The organism is Enterobacteriaceae endosymbiont of Donacia cinerea (genome assembly GCF_012569925.1).
In the GTDB taxonomy this organism is placed as follows: Bacteria; Pseudomonadota; Gammaproteobacteria; order Enterobacterales; family Enterobacteriaceae.
In genome coordinates this window covers 354,817-375,743 of the sequence record NZ_CP046204.1, presented here as the reverse complement: position 1 = coordinate 375,743, position 20,927 = coordinate 354,817, and the positions used below count along the sequence as shown (strand labels likewise).

Annotated in this window: 17 protein-coding genes, 1 tRNA gene and 1 rRNA gene; 15 read left to right on the top strand and 4 right to left on the bottom strand. The window is 20.8% G+C overall.

Annotation, left to right across the window (positions count from 1 at the left end):
• Positions 1–3 precede the first annotated feature (3 nt).
• The 4 genes from nuoK to GJT94_RS01835 all read left to right on the top strand — a co-directional run bounded on the left by nuoK (position 4) and on the right by GJT94_RS01835 (position 5,245).
• Positions 4–306 (top strand): NADH-quinone oxidoreductase subunit NuoK, encoded by a 303-nt coding sequence (gene nuoK, locus GJT94_RS01850; RefSeq protein WP_168894431.1) that lies wholly within the window; start codon positions 4–6, stop codon positions 304–306.
• Positions 303–2,159, top strand: a complete 1,857-nt coding sequence (gene nuoL / locus GJT94_RS01845) for an NADH-quinone oxidoreductase subunit L (RefSeq protein WP_168894430.1) — start codon at positions 303–305, stop codon at positions 2,157–2,159. The genes nuoK and nuoL overlap by 4 nt, the downstream gene beginning before the upstream one ends.
• A 63-nt stretch (positions 2,160–2,222) precedes the next feature.
• Entirely contained in the window at positions 2,223–3,737 is a 1,515-nt protein-coding gene (nuoM, locus tag GJT94_RS01840) for an NADH-quinone oxidoreductase subunit M (protein ID WP_168894429.1), read from the top strand.
• 41 nt (positions 3,738–3,778) lie between these two features.
• Complete coding sequence (locus GJT94_RS01835; RefSeq protein ID WP_168894428.1) at positions 3,779–5,245, top strand: NADH-quinone oxidoreductase subunit N; 1,467 nt, start codon at positions 3,779–3,781, stop codon at positions 5,243–5,245.
• A gap of 28 nt (positions 5,246–5,273) precedes the next feature.
• On the opposite strand, the gene GJT94_RS01830 is transcribed toward GJT94_RS01835, so the two are convergent.
• Both GJT94_RS01830 and GJT94_RS01825 read right to left on the bottom strand, forming a co-directional pair.
• Positions 5,274–5,837, bottom strand: coding sequence for a DedA family protein (locus GJT94_RS01830; protein WP_168894427.1), 564 nt, complete (start codon positions 5,835–5,837; stop codon positions 5,274–5,276).
• 63 nt (positions 5,838–5,900) lie between these two features.
• A tRNA-Ser gene (locus GJT94_RS01825) sits at positions 5,901–5,985 on the bottom strand.
• 56 nt (positions 5,986–6,041) lie between these two features.
• Here GJT94_RS01825 and sbcB point away from each other — a divergent pair.
• The gene (gene sbcB, locus GJT94_RS01820) at positions 6,042–7,472 is read left to right on the top strand and encodes an exodeoxyribonuclease I (protein ID WP_168894426.1); all 1,431 of its coding nucleotides are present in this window, start codon (positions 6,042–6,044) and stop codon (positions 7,470–7,472) included.
• On the opposite strand, the gene ribA is transcribed toward sbcB, so the two are convergent.
• Positions 7,464–8,057 (bottom strand): GTP cyclohydrolase II, encoded by a 594-nt coding sequence (gene ribA / locus GJT94_RS01815; protein ID WP_211080453.1) that lies wholly within the window; start codon positions 8,055–8,057, stop codon positions 7,464–7,466. The two genes, sbcB and ribA, sit on opposite strands and share 9 nt — an antisense overlap.
• Positions 8,058–8,234: 177 nt before the next feature.
• Between ribA and murJ the strand changes: the two genes are divergently transcribed.
• The 8 genes from murJ to pykF all read left to right on the top strand — a co-directional run bounded on the left by murJ (position 8,235) and on the right by pykF (position 16,992).
• Entirely contained in the window at positions 8,235–9,782 is a 1,548-nt protein-coding gene (gene murJ / locus GJT94_RS01810) for a murein biosynthesis integral membrane protein MurJ (RefSeq protein WP_168894425.1), read from the top strand.
• Between the two features lie 201 nt (positions 9,783–9,983).
• The gene (locus GJT94_RS01805) at positions 9,984–10,370 is read left to right on the top strand and encodes a HesB/IscA family protein (RefSeq protein WP_168894424.1); all 387 of its coding nucleotides are present in this window, start codon (positions 9,984–9,986) and stop codon (positions 10,368–10,370) included.
• A gap of 4 nt (positions 10,371–10,374) precedes the next feature.
• The gene (sufB, locus tag GJT94_RS01800; RefSeq protein ID WP_168894423.1) at positions 10,375–11,817 is read left to right on the top strand and encodes a Fe-S cluster assembly protein SufB; all 1,443 of its coding nucleotides are present in this window, start codon (positions 10,375–10,377) and stop codon (positions 11,815–11,817) included.
• A gap of 34 nt (positions 11,818–11,851) precedes the next feature.
• Positions 11,852–12,595, top strand: coding sequence for a Fe-S cluster assembly ATPase SufC (sufC, locus tag GJT94_RS01795; RefSeq protein ID WP_168894422.1), 744 nt, complete (start codon positions 11,852–11,854; stop codon positions 12,593–12,595).
• Positions 12,585–13,856 carry a SufD family Fe-S cluster assembly protein gene (locus GJT94_RS01790; protein ID WP_168894421.1) on the top strand — a complete coding sequence of 424 codons (1,272 nt, stop codon included), beginning with the start codon at positions 12,585–12,587 and terminating at the stop codon, positions 13,854–13,856. The genes sufC and GJT94_RS01790 overlap by 11 nt, the downstream gene beginning before the upstream one ends.
• Positions 13,846–15,078 (top strand): SufS family cysteine desulfurase, encoded by a 1,233-nt coding sequence (locus GJT94_RS01785; RefSeq protein ID WP_168894420.1) that lies wholly within the window; start codon positions 13,846–13,848, stop codon positions 15,076–15,078. Before GJT94_RS01790 ends, GJT94_RS01785 begins: the two co-directional genes overlap by 11 nt.
• Before the next feature lie 2 nt (positions 15,079–15,080).
• The gene (locus GJT94_RS01780) at positions 15,081–15,554 is read left to right on the top strand and encodes a SufE family protein (protein ID WP_168894419.1); all 474 of its coding nucleotides are present in this window, start codon (positions 15,081–15,083) and stop codon (positions 15,552–15,554) included.
• Positions 15,555–15,582: 28 nt separating this feature from the next.
• The gene (pykF, locus tag GJT94_RS01775; RefSeq protein ID WP_168894418.1) at positions 15,583–16,992 is read left to right on the top strand and encodes a pyruvate kinase PykF; all 1,410 of its coding nucleotides are present in this window, start codon (positions 15,583–15,585) and stop codon (positions 16,990–16,992) included.
• A 56-nt stretch (positions 16,993–17,048) separates the two neighbouring features.
• On the opposite strand, the gene GJT94_RS01770 is transcribed toward pykF, so the two are convergent.
• The gene (locus GJT94_RS01770; protein WP_168894417.1) at positions 17,049–18,203 is read right to left on the bottom strand and encodes a cysteine desulfurase family protein; all 1,155 of its coding nucleotides are present in this window, start codon (positions 18,201–18,203) and stop codon (positions 17,049–17,051) included.
• A 130-nt stretch (positions 18,204–18,333) separates the two neighbouring features.
• Here GJT94_RS01770 and murI point away from each other — a divergent pair, with 130 nt between their 5' ends.
• The gene (murI, locus tag GJT94_RS01765) at positions 18,334–19,146 is read left to right on the top strand and encodes a glutamate racemase (RefSeq protein WP_168894416.1); all 813 of its coding nucleotides are present in this window, start codon (positions 18,334–18,336) and stop codon (positions 19,144–19,146) included.
• Positions 19,147–19,349: 203 nt separating this feature from the next.
• A 16S ribosomal RNA gene (locus GJT94_RS01760) occupies positions 19,350–20,920 on the top strand.
• Positions 20,921–20,927 lie beyond the last annotated feature (7 nt).

Here is a 20,927-nt window from a genome sequence, read left to right as displayed (position 1 = left end):
AAAATGATACCCTTATATCATGTTTTAATACTCATAATAATAATATTTGTAATTGGACTAACAGGAATAATAATCCGAAATAATATGTTATATATTTTAATTTGTACTGAAATCATGATAAATGCTGCAGCATTTTCATGTATAATTTCTGGTAATTATTGGAAACAAACGGAGGGGGAAATTATGTACATTATATCAATTAGTATATCAGCAATAGAAACATGTATAAGTTTAATTTTGTTAATAAAATTATATTATTATAAAAATAATATTAATGTTGATTCAATTAGTGAGATGAATGGATGAAATTTATTTTTTTGATTATTTTAATGCCATTAATTAGTTTTTTAATACTATCATTATTTTCAAATTATTTTAATAAAAATCAAATTTCAATAATTGGAGTTAGTTTTATAGGAATAAGTGCATTTCTTACATTAATTATAGGATATATTTTTACTAAAAATAATATTTTATTATATAAACAATCTTTATGGAAGATATTAAGTATTGATAATTTGTATATTGATTTTTCTTTATATTTAGATAAATTATCATTAATTATGTTAATACTTACTACCTGGATAGGTTTTTTTATACATATTTTTTCAATTTGGTATATGGAAAATAAAGAAGGATATTCTAGATTTTTTGCATATACTAATTTATTTATTGCAAATATGATATTGTTAATATTAGCTAATAATTTTATTTTAATGTTTTTTGGATGGGAAGGTGTAGGAGTTTGTTCTTATTTATTAATAGGATTTTTTTATAAAAAATCATTAAATGGATTATCTGCTATAAAAGCTTTTTTAATTACTCGTTTTAGTGATATTTTTTTAATTATTGGTATTTTTTTAATATTTAAGGTATTTAATACTTTAAATTTTTCAGAAATATCTTATTTAGTAACATCTTCTTATATTTATTATAAATCATATTATTTAAAAATAATTACTATAATGTTAATTATAGGAGCATTAGGAAAATCAGCTCAATTTCCATTAAATACATGGTTAATAGATGCTATGGTTGGCCCAACTCCTGTATCTTCACTTATACATGCAGCTACCATGGTTACAGCTGGAATTTATTTAATATTACGTAATGATTTATTATTTTTAATGAATAATAATATCCTTTTTATAACTAGTATTATTGGAGCAATAACATTATTATTATCTGGCTGGTCTGCATTAATACAAAATAATCTAAAACGTATTCTAGCTTATTCTACTATGAGTCAAATTGGATACATGTTTTTAGCATTAGGAATTCATTCATTTCATGCTGTTTTATTTCATGTAATATCACATGCTTTTTTTAAAGCATTACTTTTTTTATGTGCTGCATCAATTATTACTTCATGTAATAATGAACAAAATATATTTAAATTAGGGGGGATAAAAAAATATCTTTCTTTCGTATATTATTGTTTTTTACTAGGTTCTATATCTTTAATATCTTTTCCTTTTATAACAATGAGTAGTTTTACTAAAGAAAAAATATTATATGAAATTTTAATAAATAAACAAATAATTTTATTTATTATTAGTATAATTGGAAGTATTTTTACTGCTCTATATACTATACGTATGATTTCTATCATATTTTATGGTAAAAATAATATTTTACCTATTAATAAAGGTAAAAATAAATTTACACATAATTTTCCATTAATAATATTAAGTATATTTTCTAGTTATATAGGAATAAAATTATTACCGATAAAAAATAATATTTTATTACCTAATAAGATATTACTAATTAATAATAATTATAATCATATATTAGAAATTACATCTGTTATAATATCTATTATTAGTTTTATATTATATATATTCTATTTTCAAAAAAATAATTTTAATAATAAAAATTATTGTATTTTTGTGCATATAAATAATTTTTTTTTAAATGGTTGTTATATAGATCTTATATATAAAAGAATTTTTGTAGATATTTTTAAAAAAATATTATTAATTATAAAAAATGATCCTATTTCCAAATTTATAGATTTTTTCACAATAAAAACAATAAATAAAATAGGAAATATTATATCAATAAGTCAAAATGGATATATTCGTTGGTATATCTCATCAATATATTTAGGAGTGATATTAATCATACTATATTTGATAGTATTAGTTAATAATTAATATTAATTTTATTATAAAATTAATATTTATATAGAAAATATTAAAATATAATTAGGAAATCTTATGTTATTACCATGGTTCATATTAGTTCCTTTTATTAGTGGTTTAATTTGTTGGCAAAGTGAAAAAATAAATTTTAAATTACCTCGTTGGATATCTTTAATTTCTATTAGTTCTATTTTTCTTTTATCAATTTTAGAATATTTTATATATAAAATACATTTTTATGAAAAAATATTATTTATATATCCTATCTGGATATCAGAATATGTATTAAATTGGATTCCTAAATTTGGAATAAGTTTTCATTTAGGAATAGATGGATTATCATTGTTAATGATTAATCTTACTGGATTATTAGGTATCATGGCAGTTATATGTTCTTGGAATGAAGTTAAAAAATGGCATGGTTTTTTCCATTTAAATTTACTATGGATTTTAAGTGGAGTTATTGGTGTATTTTTATCTGTAGATATGTTTTTATTTTTTCTTTTTTGGGAAATTATGTTAATACCTATGTATTTTTTAATTTCTTTATGGGGACATAAAGGAAAAAAAGGACATAGCCGTATAAAAGCTGCTACTAAATTTTTTATTTATACACAATCTAGTGGTTTATTAATGTTATATGGAATTTTATCTCTCGTTTTTCTACATCAAAAATTAACAGGTATATTAACTTTTGATTATAATATTTTATTAAATAATCATTTAAATTTAAAAACAGAATTTTTATTAATGATATTTTTTTTTATTGCTTTTGCTGTTAAAATGCCTGTAATTCCATTTCATGGATGGTTACCTGATGCACATAGTCAAGCTCCAACAGCTGGTTCAGTTGATTTAGCCGGTATTTTATTAAAAACAGCTTCTTATGGTTTATTAAGATTTACTCTACCATTATTTCCTACATCATCTTTAAAATTTTCATTTTTTGCAATATTATTGGGAATATCTGGTATATTTTATGGTTCATGGATGGCTTGTATACAATCAGATATAAAAAAAATTATAGCATATACCTCTATATCCCATATGGGATTTATTTTAATGGGTATTTATAGTCATAATAAATTAGCTTATCAGGGTGTTATAATACAAATGATATCACATGGAATTTCTGCTGCAGCACAATTTATTCTTTGTGGGCAAATATATGAAAGGTTAAAAACAAGAAATATTAAATTAATGGGAGGTATTTGGGGTAAAATAAATACATTACCAGGTTTATTTTTATTTTTTTCTCTTGCTAGTATTGGTATACCTGGTACAGGTAATTTTATAGGAGAATTTTTAATTTTATTAGGAACTTTCTATAAATATCCTATATGTGCAAGTATTGCTTCGTTTAGTTTATTATTTTCTAGTATTTATTCATTAAATATGATGCAAAAAATTTTTTATGGTCCTAAAACTAAAATAAATATTCTTATGAAAAAAATGTTTTTAAGAGAAAAAATTATTATTTTTATACTTGTAATTTTATTATTAATTTTAGGTTTTTATCCACAAATTATTTTAAATATATCAGATTCTCCTATAAATAGTATTTATAATAGAATTATGTTAAATAATTAACACAAAATTTATATTAAATTTTAAATAGAATAGAATTCTTTATGACTAAATTATTAATACCTTTAATTACTATTATTACATTATTAATATTTTTATTAATTAAAATATCATTTAAAAGAAAAAATTTAATAAGTTTAATTATTACAATTTTTGGATTTTTATTAATAATAATATCTACTTTTTATACTAAAAATAGTAATTTCCCAATAAATTATTTATTTTTAAATGATACTTATTCAATTTTTTATACAATAATATTAATTTGTAATAATATTATAACTTGTTTAATATCATATAAGTGGTTATCTACTTTAAAACATAATAAAGATGAATTTTATATATTATTAATAATATCAACAATAGGAAGTATTATTTTAATAAATTCAAATAATTTTATTTCTATGTTTTTAGGTATTGAGTTAATATCTATTCCTATTATTGGTTTAATAAGTTATGATATTAGATCAAAGTATTCCTTAGAAGCTAGTATTAAATATTCAATTTTATCTATAATAGCATCATCTTTTATGATACTTGGAATATCTTTTATTTATTTGGATAATGGAAGTTTAAATTTTACATTTTTATTAAACCATTATTTAATTTATAATAAATTTTTAATAAATTATTTAACTATAGTTGGATTTTGTTTAATTATAGTTAGTTTATTATTTAAATTATCAATAGTTCCATTTCATTTTTGGACTTCTGATGTTTACCAAGGAGCACCTACAACTGTAACATTATTTTTAACTACATTTAATAAATCATCTATTTTTATATTTTTAGTAAAATTTTTAATTTATTTTTCTAAAATTAATAATAATAAAAATTTTTTATATAAAATATTAATTTTATTATCAATATTATCTATAATATTTGGTAATTTTATGGGAATTAAAACAAAAAATAATATTAAACGTTTATTAGCATACTCATCTATAACACATATTGGTTATATGCTTACAATTTTACTTTATAATCAAAAGTATACAAAGCATATTTTTTCATTAGAAATGATGGGGATATATATAATTGGTTATATAATAAATAATTTAGTTATATTAGGAATAATTAGTTTATTTACAAGTTTAAATTATCAAGAAAAAAATACAGATAAATTATATTATTATCGAGGATTATTTTGGTATGATCCAATCCTTACTTTAATATTAACCATTATGTTATTTTCTTTAGCTGGTATTCCTTTAACTATAGGTTTTATATCTAAATTTTACTTAATTGCATTAAGTATAAAACTTCAGGTATGGTATTTAACTATTTTTATTATATTAGGAAGTTCTATAGGATTATATTATTATTTACGTTTTATTATTATTTTATATTTAGTACCTTCTAAGAAGAATAAAAATTGGTACATTTCAAAAGTACATAATAAAAATTATTATTTTTTTATCAAAAATGTATTTTTGTTATTAACAACAATAACAATTATATTAGGTATATATCCTGAATTAATTATAAAATGTATAAAAAATTTTATTTGAATAAATAATTAGATTTTTCATTTAAAAATTAAGTATATTTTTTTATTATTTTTAATAATAATTTAATTATTATAAATAATAAAAAAATATACAAAAAATATTTAATAATTTTAGTAAAATCTTTTATCCAAGTAGATATCATTTCACCAAAAAAATATCCAGTAATAGTAAAAAAAATAGTCCAAATAAAAGCACCAATAATATTTAATAAAAAAAATTTTATATTAGAAATATTAGCAATACCTATTGTAATAGGACTTATTAATCTAAAACCATAAATAAATCTTGTAATAATAATAAATATATAAGGATAATTTATAATTAAATTACGATATTTCTGAATTTTTAAATTATAATTTTTAAAAAAAAATAAAAAATTTTTACTATATTTTTTACCTATAAAAAAAAGTATTTGATTACTTATTACAGACCCCGTAATAGTAATAATAATAATTTTATGCAAAAATAATATTTTTTTGTGAGCTAGCATCCCGGCAATAATAATAAATGTTTCCCATTCAATCAATGATCCTAATAATATAATTAGATAACCATATTGATTTATTATTTTCATTATATTTATATTAAACATATTTTATATCACATTTATAAAATAAATATTTAATATTTTATATTTATTAAAAATACAATATCCCGGTGAGAAGGGGATTTGAACCCCTGATATGTTTCCATATACATACTTTCCAGGCATGCGCCTTAAACCACTCGGCCATCTCACCATAATTTATATAATAAATATTGTCAAAATATTAATAATATATTAGTATTATATACTATGTTAAAGAAAAAAAAATTAAAATTTAATTTTTTATTTTATGATTACGAAACTTTTGGATTAAATCCGAAAAAAGATAGAATTGCACAATTTGCTTGTATACGTACTGATATTAATTTAAATATAATAGAATCTCCTATAGTACTTTATTGTCAATTACCTAATGACTATTTACCTGATCCTAAATCTATTATTATTCATAATATAAGTCCTTATATGGTAAATTTAAAAGGATTTAAAGAAAATAAATTTGCAAATTATATTAATAAAATATTTTTATATCCTAATACTTGTATTTTAGGATATAATAACATTAATTTTGATGATGAATTTAGTAAATTTCTATTTTATCGTAATTTTTATGATGCTTATAGTTGGTTTTGGAAAAATAATAATAGTCGTTGGGATATATTAAATTTAGTTAGAGCATGTTATGTATTAAGACCAAATGGTATTTTATGGCCAAAAATTAATAATATACCAATATTTAATCTTCAAAAAATAGCTGTCTTGAATAAGATAATAACATATCGTAATAATGCAGCACATGATGCACTATCTGATGTATATACAACAATATCTATTACTAAATTAATTAAAAAAAAACAACCATTATTATATAAATATTTTTTTAAATATAGAAATAAAAAAGAATTAATAAAAATTATAAATTTTTCAAAAATTCAAATTTTAATCCATATCAGTAATTTTTATAAAAATAAAAATAATAATATAAATTGTATTACACCTTTATTTTGGCATCCAAAAAATAAAAATATACTAATTGTGTTTAATTTAATAAAAAACATAAATAATTTTTTGGAAATTTTAAAAAATAGTAACCAATTAAATAAGGAAAATATTTTTTCATATATCAAATTTATTAATTTTAGTAAATCTCCATTATTAGTACCAATTAATATTTTAAAAAAAATTGATATTCAAAGATTAAATTTTAATATTGTATTTTATCTTAATAATTTTATAAAACTTAAAAAATTTTTTTTAAAAATTAAAAAAATTATTAAATTTATTATAATTGATTTTAATCAAATATATGATAAAACAAATATTTATAATGTAGATGAACAATTATATAAAAATTTTTTTTCAAAAATAGATATATTAAAATTTACACAAATACATGATAAAAAATTTATTAATATAAATTTAAATAAAATATCTTTTAAAGATAAAAGAGCTAATGTTTTATTATTAAAATATAAAGCAAGAAATTTTCCATTTATTTTAAATAAAAGAGAACAAAAAAAATGGAATATATATCAAAAAAATATTTTTAATAAAAATTTTTTAGATAATTATATTTTAGAAGTTAAAAAACTTTTAAAAAATCAACTTTGTAAAAAAAAAATTTTAGTCTTAAAAAATTTATTAAAATATACAAAATATTTATATAAAAAATTATTTTAATATATGTCCTAATTTTATATTTTTAGTATTTAAATATTTATAATTATAAAAATTATACTTTATAATTAAGGGAATTCTATCTATTACATTTATACCTTGTTTTCTTAAAAAATCTATTTTATATGGATTATTTGTTAATAATTTAATATTTAAAATACCTAATATTTTTAATATATTTATACAGGAAATAAAATTTCTTTCATCTGCATGAAACCCTAATTTATAATTTGCTTCTACAGTATCTAATCCTTGATCTTGTAAATTATATGCTTTAATTTTATTTAAAAGTCCAATATTTCTACCTTCTTGTCTATGATAAATTAATATTCCACAATTTTCCTGAGAAATTTTTTCTAAAGATAATTGTAATTGAAAACCACAATCGCAACGTAAACTAGAAAAAACATCTCCTGTTAAACATTCTGAATGTATTCTTGTTAAAATAATTGAATTTTTATATATTTTTTCTAATCCATATATTAATGCAATATGATGTTTACCTGTATTTATCTCCTTAAAACCTATTATAATAAATTCCCCCCATATTGTTGGAAGTTTTGCCCTAGATATTTCTTTTATATTCATAATATTTTTACCTACAAAAAATTGAAAAATTTTATAAAAAATAAATATTTATTTAAATATTCTATTAAAAAAATCATATTTTTAATATATCTTTTTATTAAAGAAATAATTTATTATTATTGAATTTTTTACTAAAATAATTTATTTATATAATAAACTATTATTTTTAGGAATTATATGAATTTATTAAAGTCATTAACGACGGTGAGTATAATAACGTTGTTTTCTAGATTATTAGGTTTTATTAGGGATAGTCTTATAGCAAAAGTTTTTGGAGCAGGAGTTTATAGTGATTCTTTTTTTATAGCTTTTAAATTACCTAATTTATTACGCCGTATATTTGCAGAAGGAGCTTTTTCTCAAGCTTTTACTCCGATACTAGCAGAATATAAAAATAAAAGAAGTGTAAAAGATACAAAAAATTTTATTGCTTCTACATTAGGTATATTAATTATTATACTTTCTATAATAGTAATAATAGGAATATTTTTTTCTTCCTTAATTATTTCTATAATCGCTCCTGGATTTGTTAATACAGATTATAAATTAAAACTTACGGCAAAAATATTAAAAATGACTTTTCCTTATATATTATTAATATCATTATCTTCATTAGCTAGTTCAATTTTAAATATTTGGAAAAATTTTTTTGTTCCGGCAGTAACTCCTATTTTATTAAATATAAGTATGATTTTATTAATTATTATATTTCCTAATATGTTAGAACCTTCAATTTTAATTTTAGCATGGGCTGTTTTAATTGGTGGTTTATCACAAATTTTTTATCAATTAATTTATTTAAAAAAAATAAATATGTTAATTCTTCCTCATTTTAAAAATTTTGATAAAGGAGTATCGAGAGTTTTTAAAAAAATGGGTACAGCTATTATTGGAGTAGCGGCTACGCAAATATCCTTATTAATTAATTCTGCTTTTTCATCTTTTTTAATCACAGGATCTATTACTTGGATTTATTATGCTGATCGTTTAATGGAGTTACCTGTAAGTATGTTTGGAATAGCCTTAACAATAGTATTATTACCAGCTCTAACTGATTCTTTTACTCAAAATAAAGAAAAAGAATATAATCAATTAATGGATATTGGTTTACGTTTATGTTTTTTATTAATAATACCCAGTTCTTTAATTTTAATTTTTTTATCCAGACCATTATTAATTTCTTTATTCCAATATGGAGCTTTTACATATTTTGATGTATTAATGACTGAAATAAATATTATTATTTATTCAGTAGGATTAATATTTTTAATAATTGCTAAAGTATTAGCAATCGGATTTTATGCAAGACAAGATGTAAAAACACCTGTTAAAATTAATATAATTGTTTTAATTATTACTCAATTTCTTAGTCCTTTTTTTATTTTTTTTTTACATCATATCGGATTTCCTATATCTATATGTTTTGCAGCATGTTTAAATGTTATTTTACTATTTAATAAATTAATTAAAAAAAAAATTTATAAACCAGAATATGGTTGGTCACATTTTTTATTCCGTATTATTATTGTAACAATTATTTTAAGTATAATTTTATTATTTATATCAAATATTATTTCTGAAAAATGGTTAATTTTATCTTCTTTTAAAATACGTATATTTTATTTATTAAGTATTTGTTCTATAATCTTTATATTATATATATTTATATTATTTTTATTAGGATTTCGTTTAAGAGATTTTTCTTTAAAAAATATAGAAAATTAATTTTTTATTTTAATAAAAAATCAAAGTTTATATTATACATTATTTTAATATTAGCGAATAAATATAATTTTATAAAAAATATTTAAAATATTATTTTAAATATTTATAATTTGTTTCATAAAAATTTTTATATATGAAATTATTTTTACTTTTTTTATTTATGAGAATATATTAAAAAATATATTTTTAGGTTATTATAATATGATAATAAAACATAAATTAATACATTTAAAATGTCATAAAAATAATTACAAAGGTTTATATTTAACAAAAAATGCATTTTTACAAATAAATAAAATAATTCAAAAATATAATGATAAAAGGATAAAATTATTTTTAAAAAAATCTGGTTGTTTTGGTTTTAAATATAAAATTTTATTAGTAAAAATAAAATTTAATAATGAAATTTTATTTAGAAAAGAAAATACATCTATTATTATAGATAATAAAGATATTATTTTTATTGATGGAACTATTATTGATTTTATAAAAAATAAGTTTAATGAATCATTTGAATTTTATAATAATAAAATTAAAAAATTTTGTGGATGTAAAAAAAGTTTTAATATTAATTTAAAAAAGAATTAATAATATGAATAATCATTTAAAATACTTAAAAGAACAAAAAAAAGTATATAAAGAAGGATTTTTTACTAAATTAAAAAATGAAAAATTTATTCCTGGTATTAATTTAGATATAATATACAAAATATCTAAAATTCGTAATGAACCAAAATGGATGCTTAATTTTAGATTACAAGGATATTATTCATGGATAAATAAAAAAGAACCTCACTGGTTAAATGGTTTTTATAAAAAATTAAATTATCAAAATTATATTTATTATTCAGCTCCATTAAATAATTTAAAATTTAATAATCATATTAAAAATAAATATTTAACATCTGAAGTAAAGAAAACATTTAATAAATTAAATATTCCTATTAATAATAATCCACATATAGCTGTAGATGCTATTTTTGATTCTGTTTCAGTTATTACAACAAATCAAAAAAAGTTATTAAATAAAGGCATTATTTTTTGTTCGTTAAATGAAGCTATAATAAATTATCCTGAACTAGTAAAAAAATATCTAGGTTCAGTAGTTCCGGCTAATGATAATTATTTTGCGTCATTAAATGCCGCCGTAGCTTCTGATGGTACATTTATTTATATTCCTAAAAATATACGTTGTCCTATAGATTTATCTACTTATTTTAGAATTAATGAAAAAAATATTGGACAATTTGAACGTACAATTTTAATTGCTGATGAAAATAGTTATCTTAATTATATAGAAGGTTGTTCAGCTCCAATTAGAAATAATTCTCAATTACATGCAGCTGTAGTTGAAGTAATTTTACATAAAAATGCTCAAGTGAATTATTCAACAGTGCAAAATTGGTTTTCAGGAAATTTAAAGAATAAAGGAGGAATTTTAAATTTTGTAACTAAAAGAGCAATATGTAAAGGAGAAAATAGTAAAATGTCTTGGACACAGTCAGAAACAGGAGCTGCAATTACTTGGAAATATCCTAGTGTTATTTTAGAAGGAGATAATTCTTCAGGAGAATTTTTTTCTGTTTCTTTAACAAATGGTAATCAACAAGCTGATACTGGTACTAAAATGATTCATATAGGGAAAAATACAAAATCAAAAATTATATCTAAAAGTATTTCTACTGAAAATAGTAAAAATACTTATCGTGGATTAGTTTCTATTAATAAATTTGCAAAAAATTCTCGTAATTTTACACAATGTGATTCAATTTTAGTTGGTTCTAAATGTAGTACACATACGTATCCTGTTTTAAAAATATTAAATAATACAGCACAAGTTGAACATGAAGCTACTACTTCTCAAATCGAAGAAGATCAAATATTCTTTTGTTTACAAAGAGGATTAGATATTGAAAATGCTATTTCTTTAATTATTAATGGATTTTGTAGAGAAGTTTTTGTTAAATTTCCTTTAGAATTTGCAGTTGAAGCACAAAAATTATTATCTATTCATTTAGAAGAAAGTATAGGATAAAATAATATATTTAATAATAAATTAAAAGAAAATTATGTTAAAAATTAAAAATTTACATGTTCATATAAATGATAAAATTATTCTCAATAAATTTAATTTAAATATAAATCCTGGAGAAATCCATGCGATTATGGGACCTAATGGGTCAGGAAAAAGTACTTTATCATATGTATTATCTGGTAAAAAAGAGTATATTATTTCTAAAGGAGAAATATTTTATAAAAATGAAAATTTATTATTAATGAAACCAGAAATTAGAGCTAGAAAAGGAATTTTTGTGTCTTTTCAGTATTTAATCGAAATACCAGGAGTTAGTAATAATATATTTTTATATAACTCTCTAAAAGCAATAAAAAAATATAAAGAAAAAAAGAAATTAGATAGATTTACTTATAATAATATTATAAATGAAAAATTAAAAATTTTTGAAAAATCAAAAGATTTTTTACAACGTTTTGTAAATGTTGGTTTTTCAGGAGGTGAAAAAAAAATTAATGATATATTTCAAATGTTTGTATTAGAACCAGATTTATGTATTTTAGATGAAATTGATTCTGGATTAGATATTGATGCATTAAAATTAGTATGTAAAATAATTAATATTATGAAAAATTCAAATAGATCATTTTTAATTATTACACATTATCGTCGTATTCTTGATTATATAAAACCTAATTTTATCCATATATTATACAATAAAAAAATTATAAAATCAGGAGATTTTAATCTTATTTCTTATTTAGAAAAATATGGATATGGATGCCTTGATGGAAAATAAAATTTACAAACAACTAAAAAATATTTATAAATTACATAAAAAATATCATTTTTCTAAAAAATCAGAAAATTATTGGTATAAATTAAAAAATTTATTAAAAAAAAAACAATATAATAACAAAAAAATTTTTTTTGAGTATATTAATAATAATATTATAGTAAATAATCAAAAATTATCTATAAATATAGATGAATTACAAAATTTCTTATTTAAAATAGATGCTGTTATATTATTTTTTATTAATGGTAAAATAGATAAAAATATTAGTAATATAAATAATGCATATTATTTAATAAATATTAGAAAACATAATAATATTAATTTTAAGAAATATTTTTTTAAACATAATATTTATTCATATTTATCTGAATCTTTAACAAAAGAAATTGTATCTATAAATTGTAAAAAATCTTTTAATACTAAACCTCTTTATTTAGTATATTTTAATAAAGATAATAAAAATAAAAAAAATTTTATGTCTAATTATAGAAATTATATACATATAGATAGTATTAATCCTATTATTTTAATCGAACATCATATAAATATAAATCAATTATATTTAAATAATATTTTTAATACTTTAATTTTAAATAATAATACTAAATTAGAATATTATAATTTTATTACAAATGAAAATAATAATAAAAATTATTGTACTATTAATAATGAATATTATTTGTATAATAATGTTTCCTTTAAAAAATATGATTTATTAATGTCTTCTAAATATATAGAACAAAATAATAGATTTCATTTTATAGGTCAAAAATCAAAATTAAAATATAAAAGTTTATCATTTGCTAAAAATAATAATTTAATAAATTTAAATAATTATGTAGAACATGATGGTAAAAATTGTTGTAGTATTCAAAAACATAAGGCAATTGCTTTAGATAATTCTATTATCAATTTAATTAGTTTATTAAAAATTAATAAATTTGCTATAAAAACAGATGGACAAATAAATTATAGTAGTTTATTATTAAGTAAATTATCAACGATAAATATACAACCGGGATTAGATATTTTAAATAATAATGTAAAATGTACACATAGTGTTTTTACAGGAAAGATAGATTATAATCAAATTTTCTTTTTTAGAATGAGAGGAGTAAATTTTCAAAAAGCATATAATATTTTATATATGTCATTTATACTAGATTCTTTAAAAGAAATTAATAATGATAATTTAAGAAATTTTTTTTTAAAAAAAATATCATGCTATTTGTCAGTAGAGAATTTTTTTCATGAGTTTTAATATAAAAAATATTAGAAAACAATTCCCAATTTTATTTAATAAAATTAATGGAAATAATTTTGTTTATTTGGATAATGCAGCTACAGTACATAAACCTAAAAAAGTAATTTCTGCATTAAATTATTTTTATAAAAATGAATATTCTTCGGTAAATAGAGGTATATATAATTTAAGTATAAATACAACAAATAAAATGGAGGCGATACGTAATAAAATAGCAAAATTTATTAACGCGAAATATACTGAAGAAATAATTTTTACTAAAAGTACAACAGAAAGTATTAATTTAATTGCAAATACTTGGGGCATAAATAATATATTACCACATAATAATATTATCATTTCTGGAATGGAACATCATTCAAATATTATTCCTTGGAAAATATTATCTCAAAAAATAGGTTTTAATATACGAATTATACCCTTAAATAAACATGGAAATTTAAAATTAAATAAAATTAATAATTTAATTGATAAAAATACATGTTTAATATCAATTACATATATTTCAAATGTATTAGGAACCATTAATCCCATTAAAAATATAATAAAATTAGCTAAAAAAAAACATATTCTAACCTTAATAGATGGTGCTCAAGCAATTGCAAATAAAAAAATTGATGTCCAAGATTTAAATTGTGATTTTTTTGTTTTTTCTGGTCATAAAATTTTTGGTCCTACCGGTATAGGTGTTTTATATGGAATAAAAAAAATATTAAAATCAATGCCTCCATGGCAAGGAGGAGGCGGTATGATTGCTGATATATATAAAGATAATTTTATTTGGGAAAAGATTCCTTGGAAATTTGAAGCTGGTTCTCCTAATATATCTGGAATTATAGGTTTAGGTGTTGCAATATCATGGTTTATGTCTTTTAATATAAAGAATATTATAAAACATAATGAATTTTTAACTAAATATGCTTTAGAAAAACTTAATACTATATCAAATATTATAATATATGGAGAAAAATATTTTAGTAAAAATAGAATAGGTATTATTTCATTTAATTTAGGAAAATATCATTCTTACGATATTGGTAGTTTTTTAGATCAATATGGAATAGCTATTCGTACTGGTCATCATTGTTCTATACCAATTATGAAATATTTTAAAGTTTCATCAATGTGTAGAATATCTTTTTCTATCTATAATAATAAAGATGATATTGATTTTTTTATAGATAAATTAATTTATATAAATAAATTATTAAAAAAATAATTATGTCATATATTTTACCTAGTATAAATAAAATTAAAAATAATTTAATAAGTTGTCATAATTGGGAAGAAAAATATTTATATATAATTGAATTAGGTAATCAAATACCTGTTTTATCAAAAAAAGAATATTCTTTAGAAAATTTTATTCCAGGATGTCAAAGTAGAGTATGGATTTCAATTCAAATTACTACAAATGATTATGTTAAATTTAAAGGTGATAGTGATTCTTCTATAATTAAAGGATTATTAACAATAATTTTTATTTTTTATAATAAAAAAACTTATAATGAAATCATTTCTTTTGATATTCAATCATGTTTTAAAAAATTATCTTTTAATAAATATTTAACTAATTCTAGAATACAAGGTATTAATATTATAATAAAAACTATTATAAATAAACTAAAAAAAATAATTTATAAATTAAAAATTAATAAAAATAATAAAAAAAAAACAAATTTTAATATTTATTAAATAAAATAATTTAGGAAATATAAATTTTATGAAAAAAACAAAAATAGTATGTACTATAGGTCCTAGTTCTGAATCTGAATATATTTTATCTAATTTATTAAATTTAGGTATGAATGTTGCTAGATTAAATCTTTCACATGGCAATCATAATGATCACCAAAAACGTATTGATACTTTAAAAAGAATTATAAAAAAAACAGGTAAAAATGCAGCAATTTTATTAGATACGAAAGGTCCTGAAATACGTACTATGAAATTAAATAAAGGAGAAGATATACATTTAAATGCTGGAGAAAAATTTATTTTAACTACTGATCAATCAGTTATTGGTAATAATAAATGTGTTGCTATTACCTATTCTAATCTGATACATGATTTAAAAAAAGGAAATAAAATTCTAATAGATGACGGTTTAATTTCTATGAAAGTATTAAAAATAATTAATAATAAAATAATATGTAAAATATTAAATAATGGAAAATTATCAGAAAATAAAAGTATTAATTTACCTGGGGTATCAATAAAATTACCTTCTTTATCTGAAAAAGATAAATGTGACTTAATTTTTGCATGTAAAAATAAAATAGATTATATTGCCGCATCTTTTATACGTAAAAAACAAGATATTATTGAAATAAAAAATTTTTTAAAAATACATAATGGAAATGATATCCAAATCATAGCAAAAATTGAAAATCAAGAAGGATTAAATAATTTTAATGAAATATTAGAAATAGCTGATGGGATAATGGTTGCTAGAGGAGATTTAGGAGTAGAAATTCCTGTAGAAAATGTTATTTTTGCACAAAAAATGATTATTAAAAAATGTAATTATTTTGGTAAAATAGTAATAACTGCAACACAAATGTTAGATTCTATGATTAAAAATCCTAGACCAACTAGAGCAGAAGCTGGAGATGTAGCTAATGCAATTTTAGATGGGACAGATGCAGTTATGCTATCTGGAGAAAGTGCGAAAGGTAAATATCCATTAGAAGCTGTATCTATTATGTCTACAATTTGTAAAAGAACTGATATTACGATGACTAATAGAATTAATTTTTATGATAATACAGATATGAGTATTACTGATGCTGTATGTCGTAGTGCAGTTGAAATAGCAGAAAAATTAAAAGCTCCTTTAATAATTGTAGCAACTCAATTAGGAAAATCAGCAAAATCAATAAGAAAATATTTTCCTAAAGCAATAATTTTAGCTTTAACTACAAATAAAAAAACTGTAAAACAATTAATTTTAAGTAAAGGCATAATAACCAAATTAGTAGATAAAATATCATCAACAGATGATTTTTATATTATAGGTAAAAAAGTAGCTTTATCTAGTCGCTATGCTAAAAAAGGAGATGTTATTGTAATGGTTTCTGGGGCTTTAGTACCTAGTGGTACAACTAATACAACTTCTGTACATATTATATAATATTATTCTTTAAATAAACAAAATTTTTAATTTATTTAATAAAATTACTAAAATATTTAATTTTTTCTGATTTTTTTAATAGAAAAATGTAAATTTTTGATTAAAATATTAATTTCTTCTTCAGTAGTAAATCTTCCAAAAGAGATTCTAATAGAACATTGAATTAGTTTTGATGTTAAACCTAAAGATTTTAAAACATGAGATGTATTATATTTATTAGAACTACATGCAGAAGAAGATGAGATAATAATATTTTTCATTTCTATCATGAGAATTTTATTAAAAATATTTTTAAAACCTATATTAATTATATAGGGAGAACTATGTTTTAAATTACCATTTAAGTATATACCTGAAATATTTTTAATTCCATCCCATAATTTGTTTTTTAATATTTTTATTCTTTTTTTTTCTTTTTTCATTTCATTATTAGCAATATTTAATGCTTTTGACATACCAATTATTTGATGCGTAGCTAAAGTTCCTGATCTTAATCCTTCTTCTTGTCCGCCACCATGTAGTAAAGGTGTTGAAATTATTTTAAATTTATTTTTTTTTATATATAGCACCCCAATTCCTTTTGGACCATAAAATTTATGAGAAGAAAATGATAATAAGTTAATATTAATTTTTTTTAAATTTAATGAATATTTACCAACACTTTGTGTTGCATCTACATGAAAAAGTACATTTTTTTTTTTACATATATTACCAATTTTATTAATATTATTAATTGTTCCTATTTCATTATTAATATGCATTATAGAAACTAAAATAGTTTCTTTTGTAATTTTTTTTGCTAATAAATTTAAATCTAAAATCCCTGTCTTTGAATTTTTTATATATATAATTTTTATTCCTAACTTTTGTATAAAATTACAAGTTTCTAATACAGATTTATGTTCAATTATACTTGTGATAATATTTTTTTTATTATGATATAAATAATTGTACGTAATTCCTTTAATAGCTAAGTTAATAGATTCAGTAGCACTAGATGTAAAAAATATTTCTTCTTTTAAACAATTAAGAATATTTGCTATATTAATTCTAGCATTTTCAATTTCATTTTTTGCTTTTATACCTAGATAATGTGAAGAAGATGGATTAGCAAATATTCCATCTATAGTTAAATAATTATTCATTTTTTCTAAAACTCTTTTATCAACAGGAGTTGTAGAAGCATAATCTAAATAAATTGATTTATTCATAATATAATTGATTAATATTTAATTTTAATATTTTAAGAAAAAATATATATATATAACATAATATATATTTTATTATATAATAATATTATATATTTTATATGTAAATATTGTAAATAAACTAAGGTTTTTTATGAAAAAATTATTTTTAAAATCACAAAACACAATATTTATTTTTGATTCTGGTCTAGGTGGAATTACAATATATAATTATATAAAAAACATTTTTTTTAATATAAATTTTATTTATTTATTAGATAATAAATACTTTCCTTATGGAAATAAATCGAAAAACTTTATTTTTCAACGTTTAATTAAAATTCTAAAAAAAATATCATATCATTACAATATTTCATTAGCCATTATTGCATGTAATACTGCTAGTGTTTCTAGTTTACCAAAAATAAGAAATTATTTTACTTTTCCAATTATTGGAGTTACTCCTGTTATTAATTTAGCAATAAAAAAAACAAAAAATAACGTAATTGGTCTTTTAGCTACAAGTACAACTTTGAAAAATTATAAAATACAAAAAAAAATTAATTTTTTAAATAAAAAATATAAAATAGAAACTATATCATCTGAAAAATTAGTTTTTTTAGCAGAAAAAAAATTATTAGGATATAAAATTAGTATAAATGAAATAAAAGAAATTTTTAAATCTTGGTATAACTTAAAAATATTTCCAGATACTATAATTTTAGGTTGTACACATTTTCCATTAATTTTAAATGAACTAAAAATTATTTTACCTCGAAAAATATGTTTTTTAGACTCACAAAAAAAAATTATCTTAACATTCCAAAAAAATATAAATTATAATCCAAAAATTTTAAATAAAAAAAAAAATATTGTTTTTTACACTAAAAAAAATAAATATATAAAAAAACTAAAAATTTTATTTTTTAAAAAAAATTTTACAATTTTTTCTAGTTTAAAACTATAAAATATTTTAATTTTATTTAAAATTAAAATAAAATACTTGACTATTTATTATGAAACTGTAAGATAATAATAATGTTTTATAGTTCTTTAAAAATTGATAAAAGACTTTTAAGGACACTCTTTGAGAGAGTATTATTAGATTTGTAAATTTATAAGTTTATTTTAATATAATTTGTAAATTTATTTTATTAAAGTTTTATGTTAAAATTGAAGAGTTTGATCATGGCTCAGATTGAACGCTGGCGGCAAGCCTAACACATGCAAGTCGAGCGGCAGCGAAATAAGAAAAGTTGCAAAATTTTTTTTATTGTCGGCGAGCGGCGGACGGGTGAGTAATATCTGGGGATCTGCCTTTTGGAGGGGGATAACTATTGGAAACGATAGCTAATACCGCATAATGTCTTTACGACTAAAGTAGGGGATTTTGTATTTATATAAAACCTTATGCCATTAGATGAACCTAGACGGGATTAGCTAGTAGGTAGAGTAAAAGCCTACCTAGGCTACGATCCCTAGCTGGTCTGAGAGGATGATCAGCCACACTGGAACTGAGACACGGTCCAGACTCCTACGGGAGGCAGCAGTGGGGAATATTGCACAATGGGCGAAAGCCTGATGCAGCTATGCCGCGTGTATGAAGAAGGCCTTAGGGTTGTAAAGTACTTTCAACAAGAAAGAAAAGATAAAATCTAATATATTTTATCATTGACGTTACTTGTAAAAGAAGCACCGGCTAACTCCGTGCCAGCAGCCGCGGTAATACGGAGGGTGCGAGCGTTAATCGGAATTACTGGGCGTAAAGAGCACGTAGGCTGTTAATTAAGTCAGATGTGAAATCCCTAAGCTTAACTTAGGAACTGCATTTGAAACTAATTAGCTTGAGTTTCGTAGAGGGGGGTAGAATTCCAGGTGTAGCGGTGAAATGCGTAGATATCTGGAGGAATACCAGTGGCGAAGGCGACCCCCTGGACGAATACTGACGCTCAGGTGCGAAAGCATGGGGAGCAAACAGGATTAGATACCCTGGTAGTCCATGCCGTAAACAATGTCGACTTGAAGGTTGTAAGCTTGACTTATAGCTTTCGAAGCTAACGCGTTAAGTCGACCGCCTGGGGAGTACGACCGCAAGGTTAAAACTCAAATGAATTGACGGGGGCCCGCACAAGCGGTGGAGCATGTGGTTTAATTCGATGCAACGCGAAAAACCTTACCTGGTCTTGACATCCATGGAATTTAATAGAGATATTTTAGTGCCTTCGGGAACCATGAGACAGGTGCTGCATGGCTGTCGTCAGCTCGTGTTGTGAAATGTTGGGTTAAGTCCCGCAACGAGCGCAACCCTTATCCTTTGTTGCCATCAGCTAGGCTGGGAACTCAAAGGAGACTGCCGGTGATAAACCGGAGGAAGGTGAGGACGACGTCAAGTCATCATGGCCCTTACGACCAGGGCTACACACGTGCTACAATGGTATATACAAAGGGAAGCATCCTCGTAAGAGTAAGCGAATCTCATAAAATATATCTTAGTTCGGATTGGAGTCTGCAACTCGACTCTATGAAGTCGGAATCGCTAGTAATCGTAGATCAGAATGCTACGGTGAATACGTTCCCGGGCCTTGTACACACCGCCCGTCACACCATGGAAGTGGGTTGTAAAAGAAGTAAGTTGTTTAACCTGTTTTATTAGGAGGACGCTTACCACTTTATGATTCATAACTAGGGTGAAGTCGTAACAAGGTAACCGTAGGGGAACCTGTGGTTGGATCACCTCCTTTACTATGT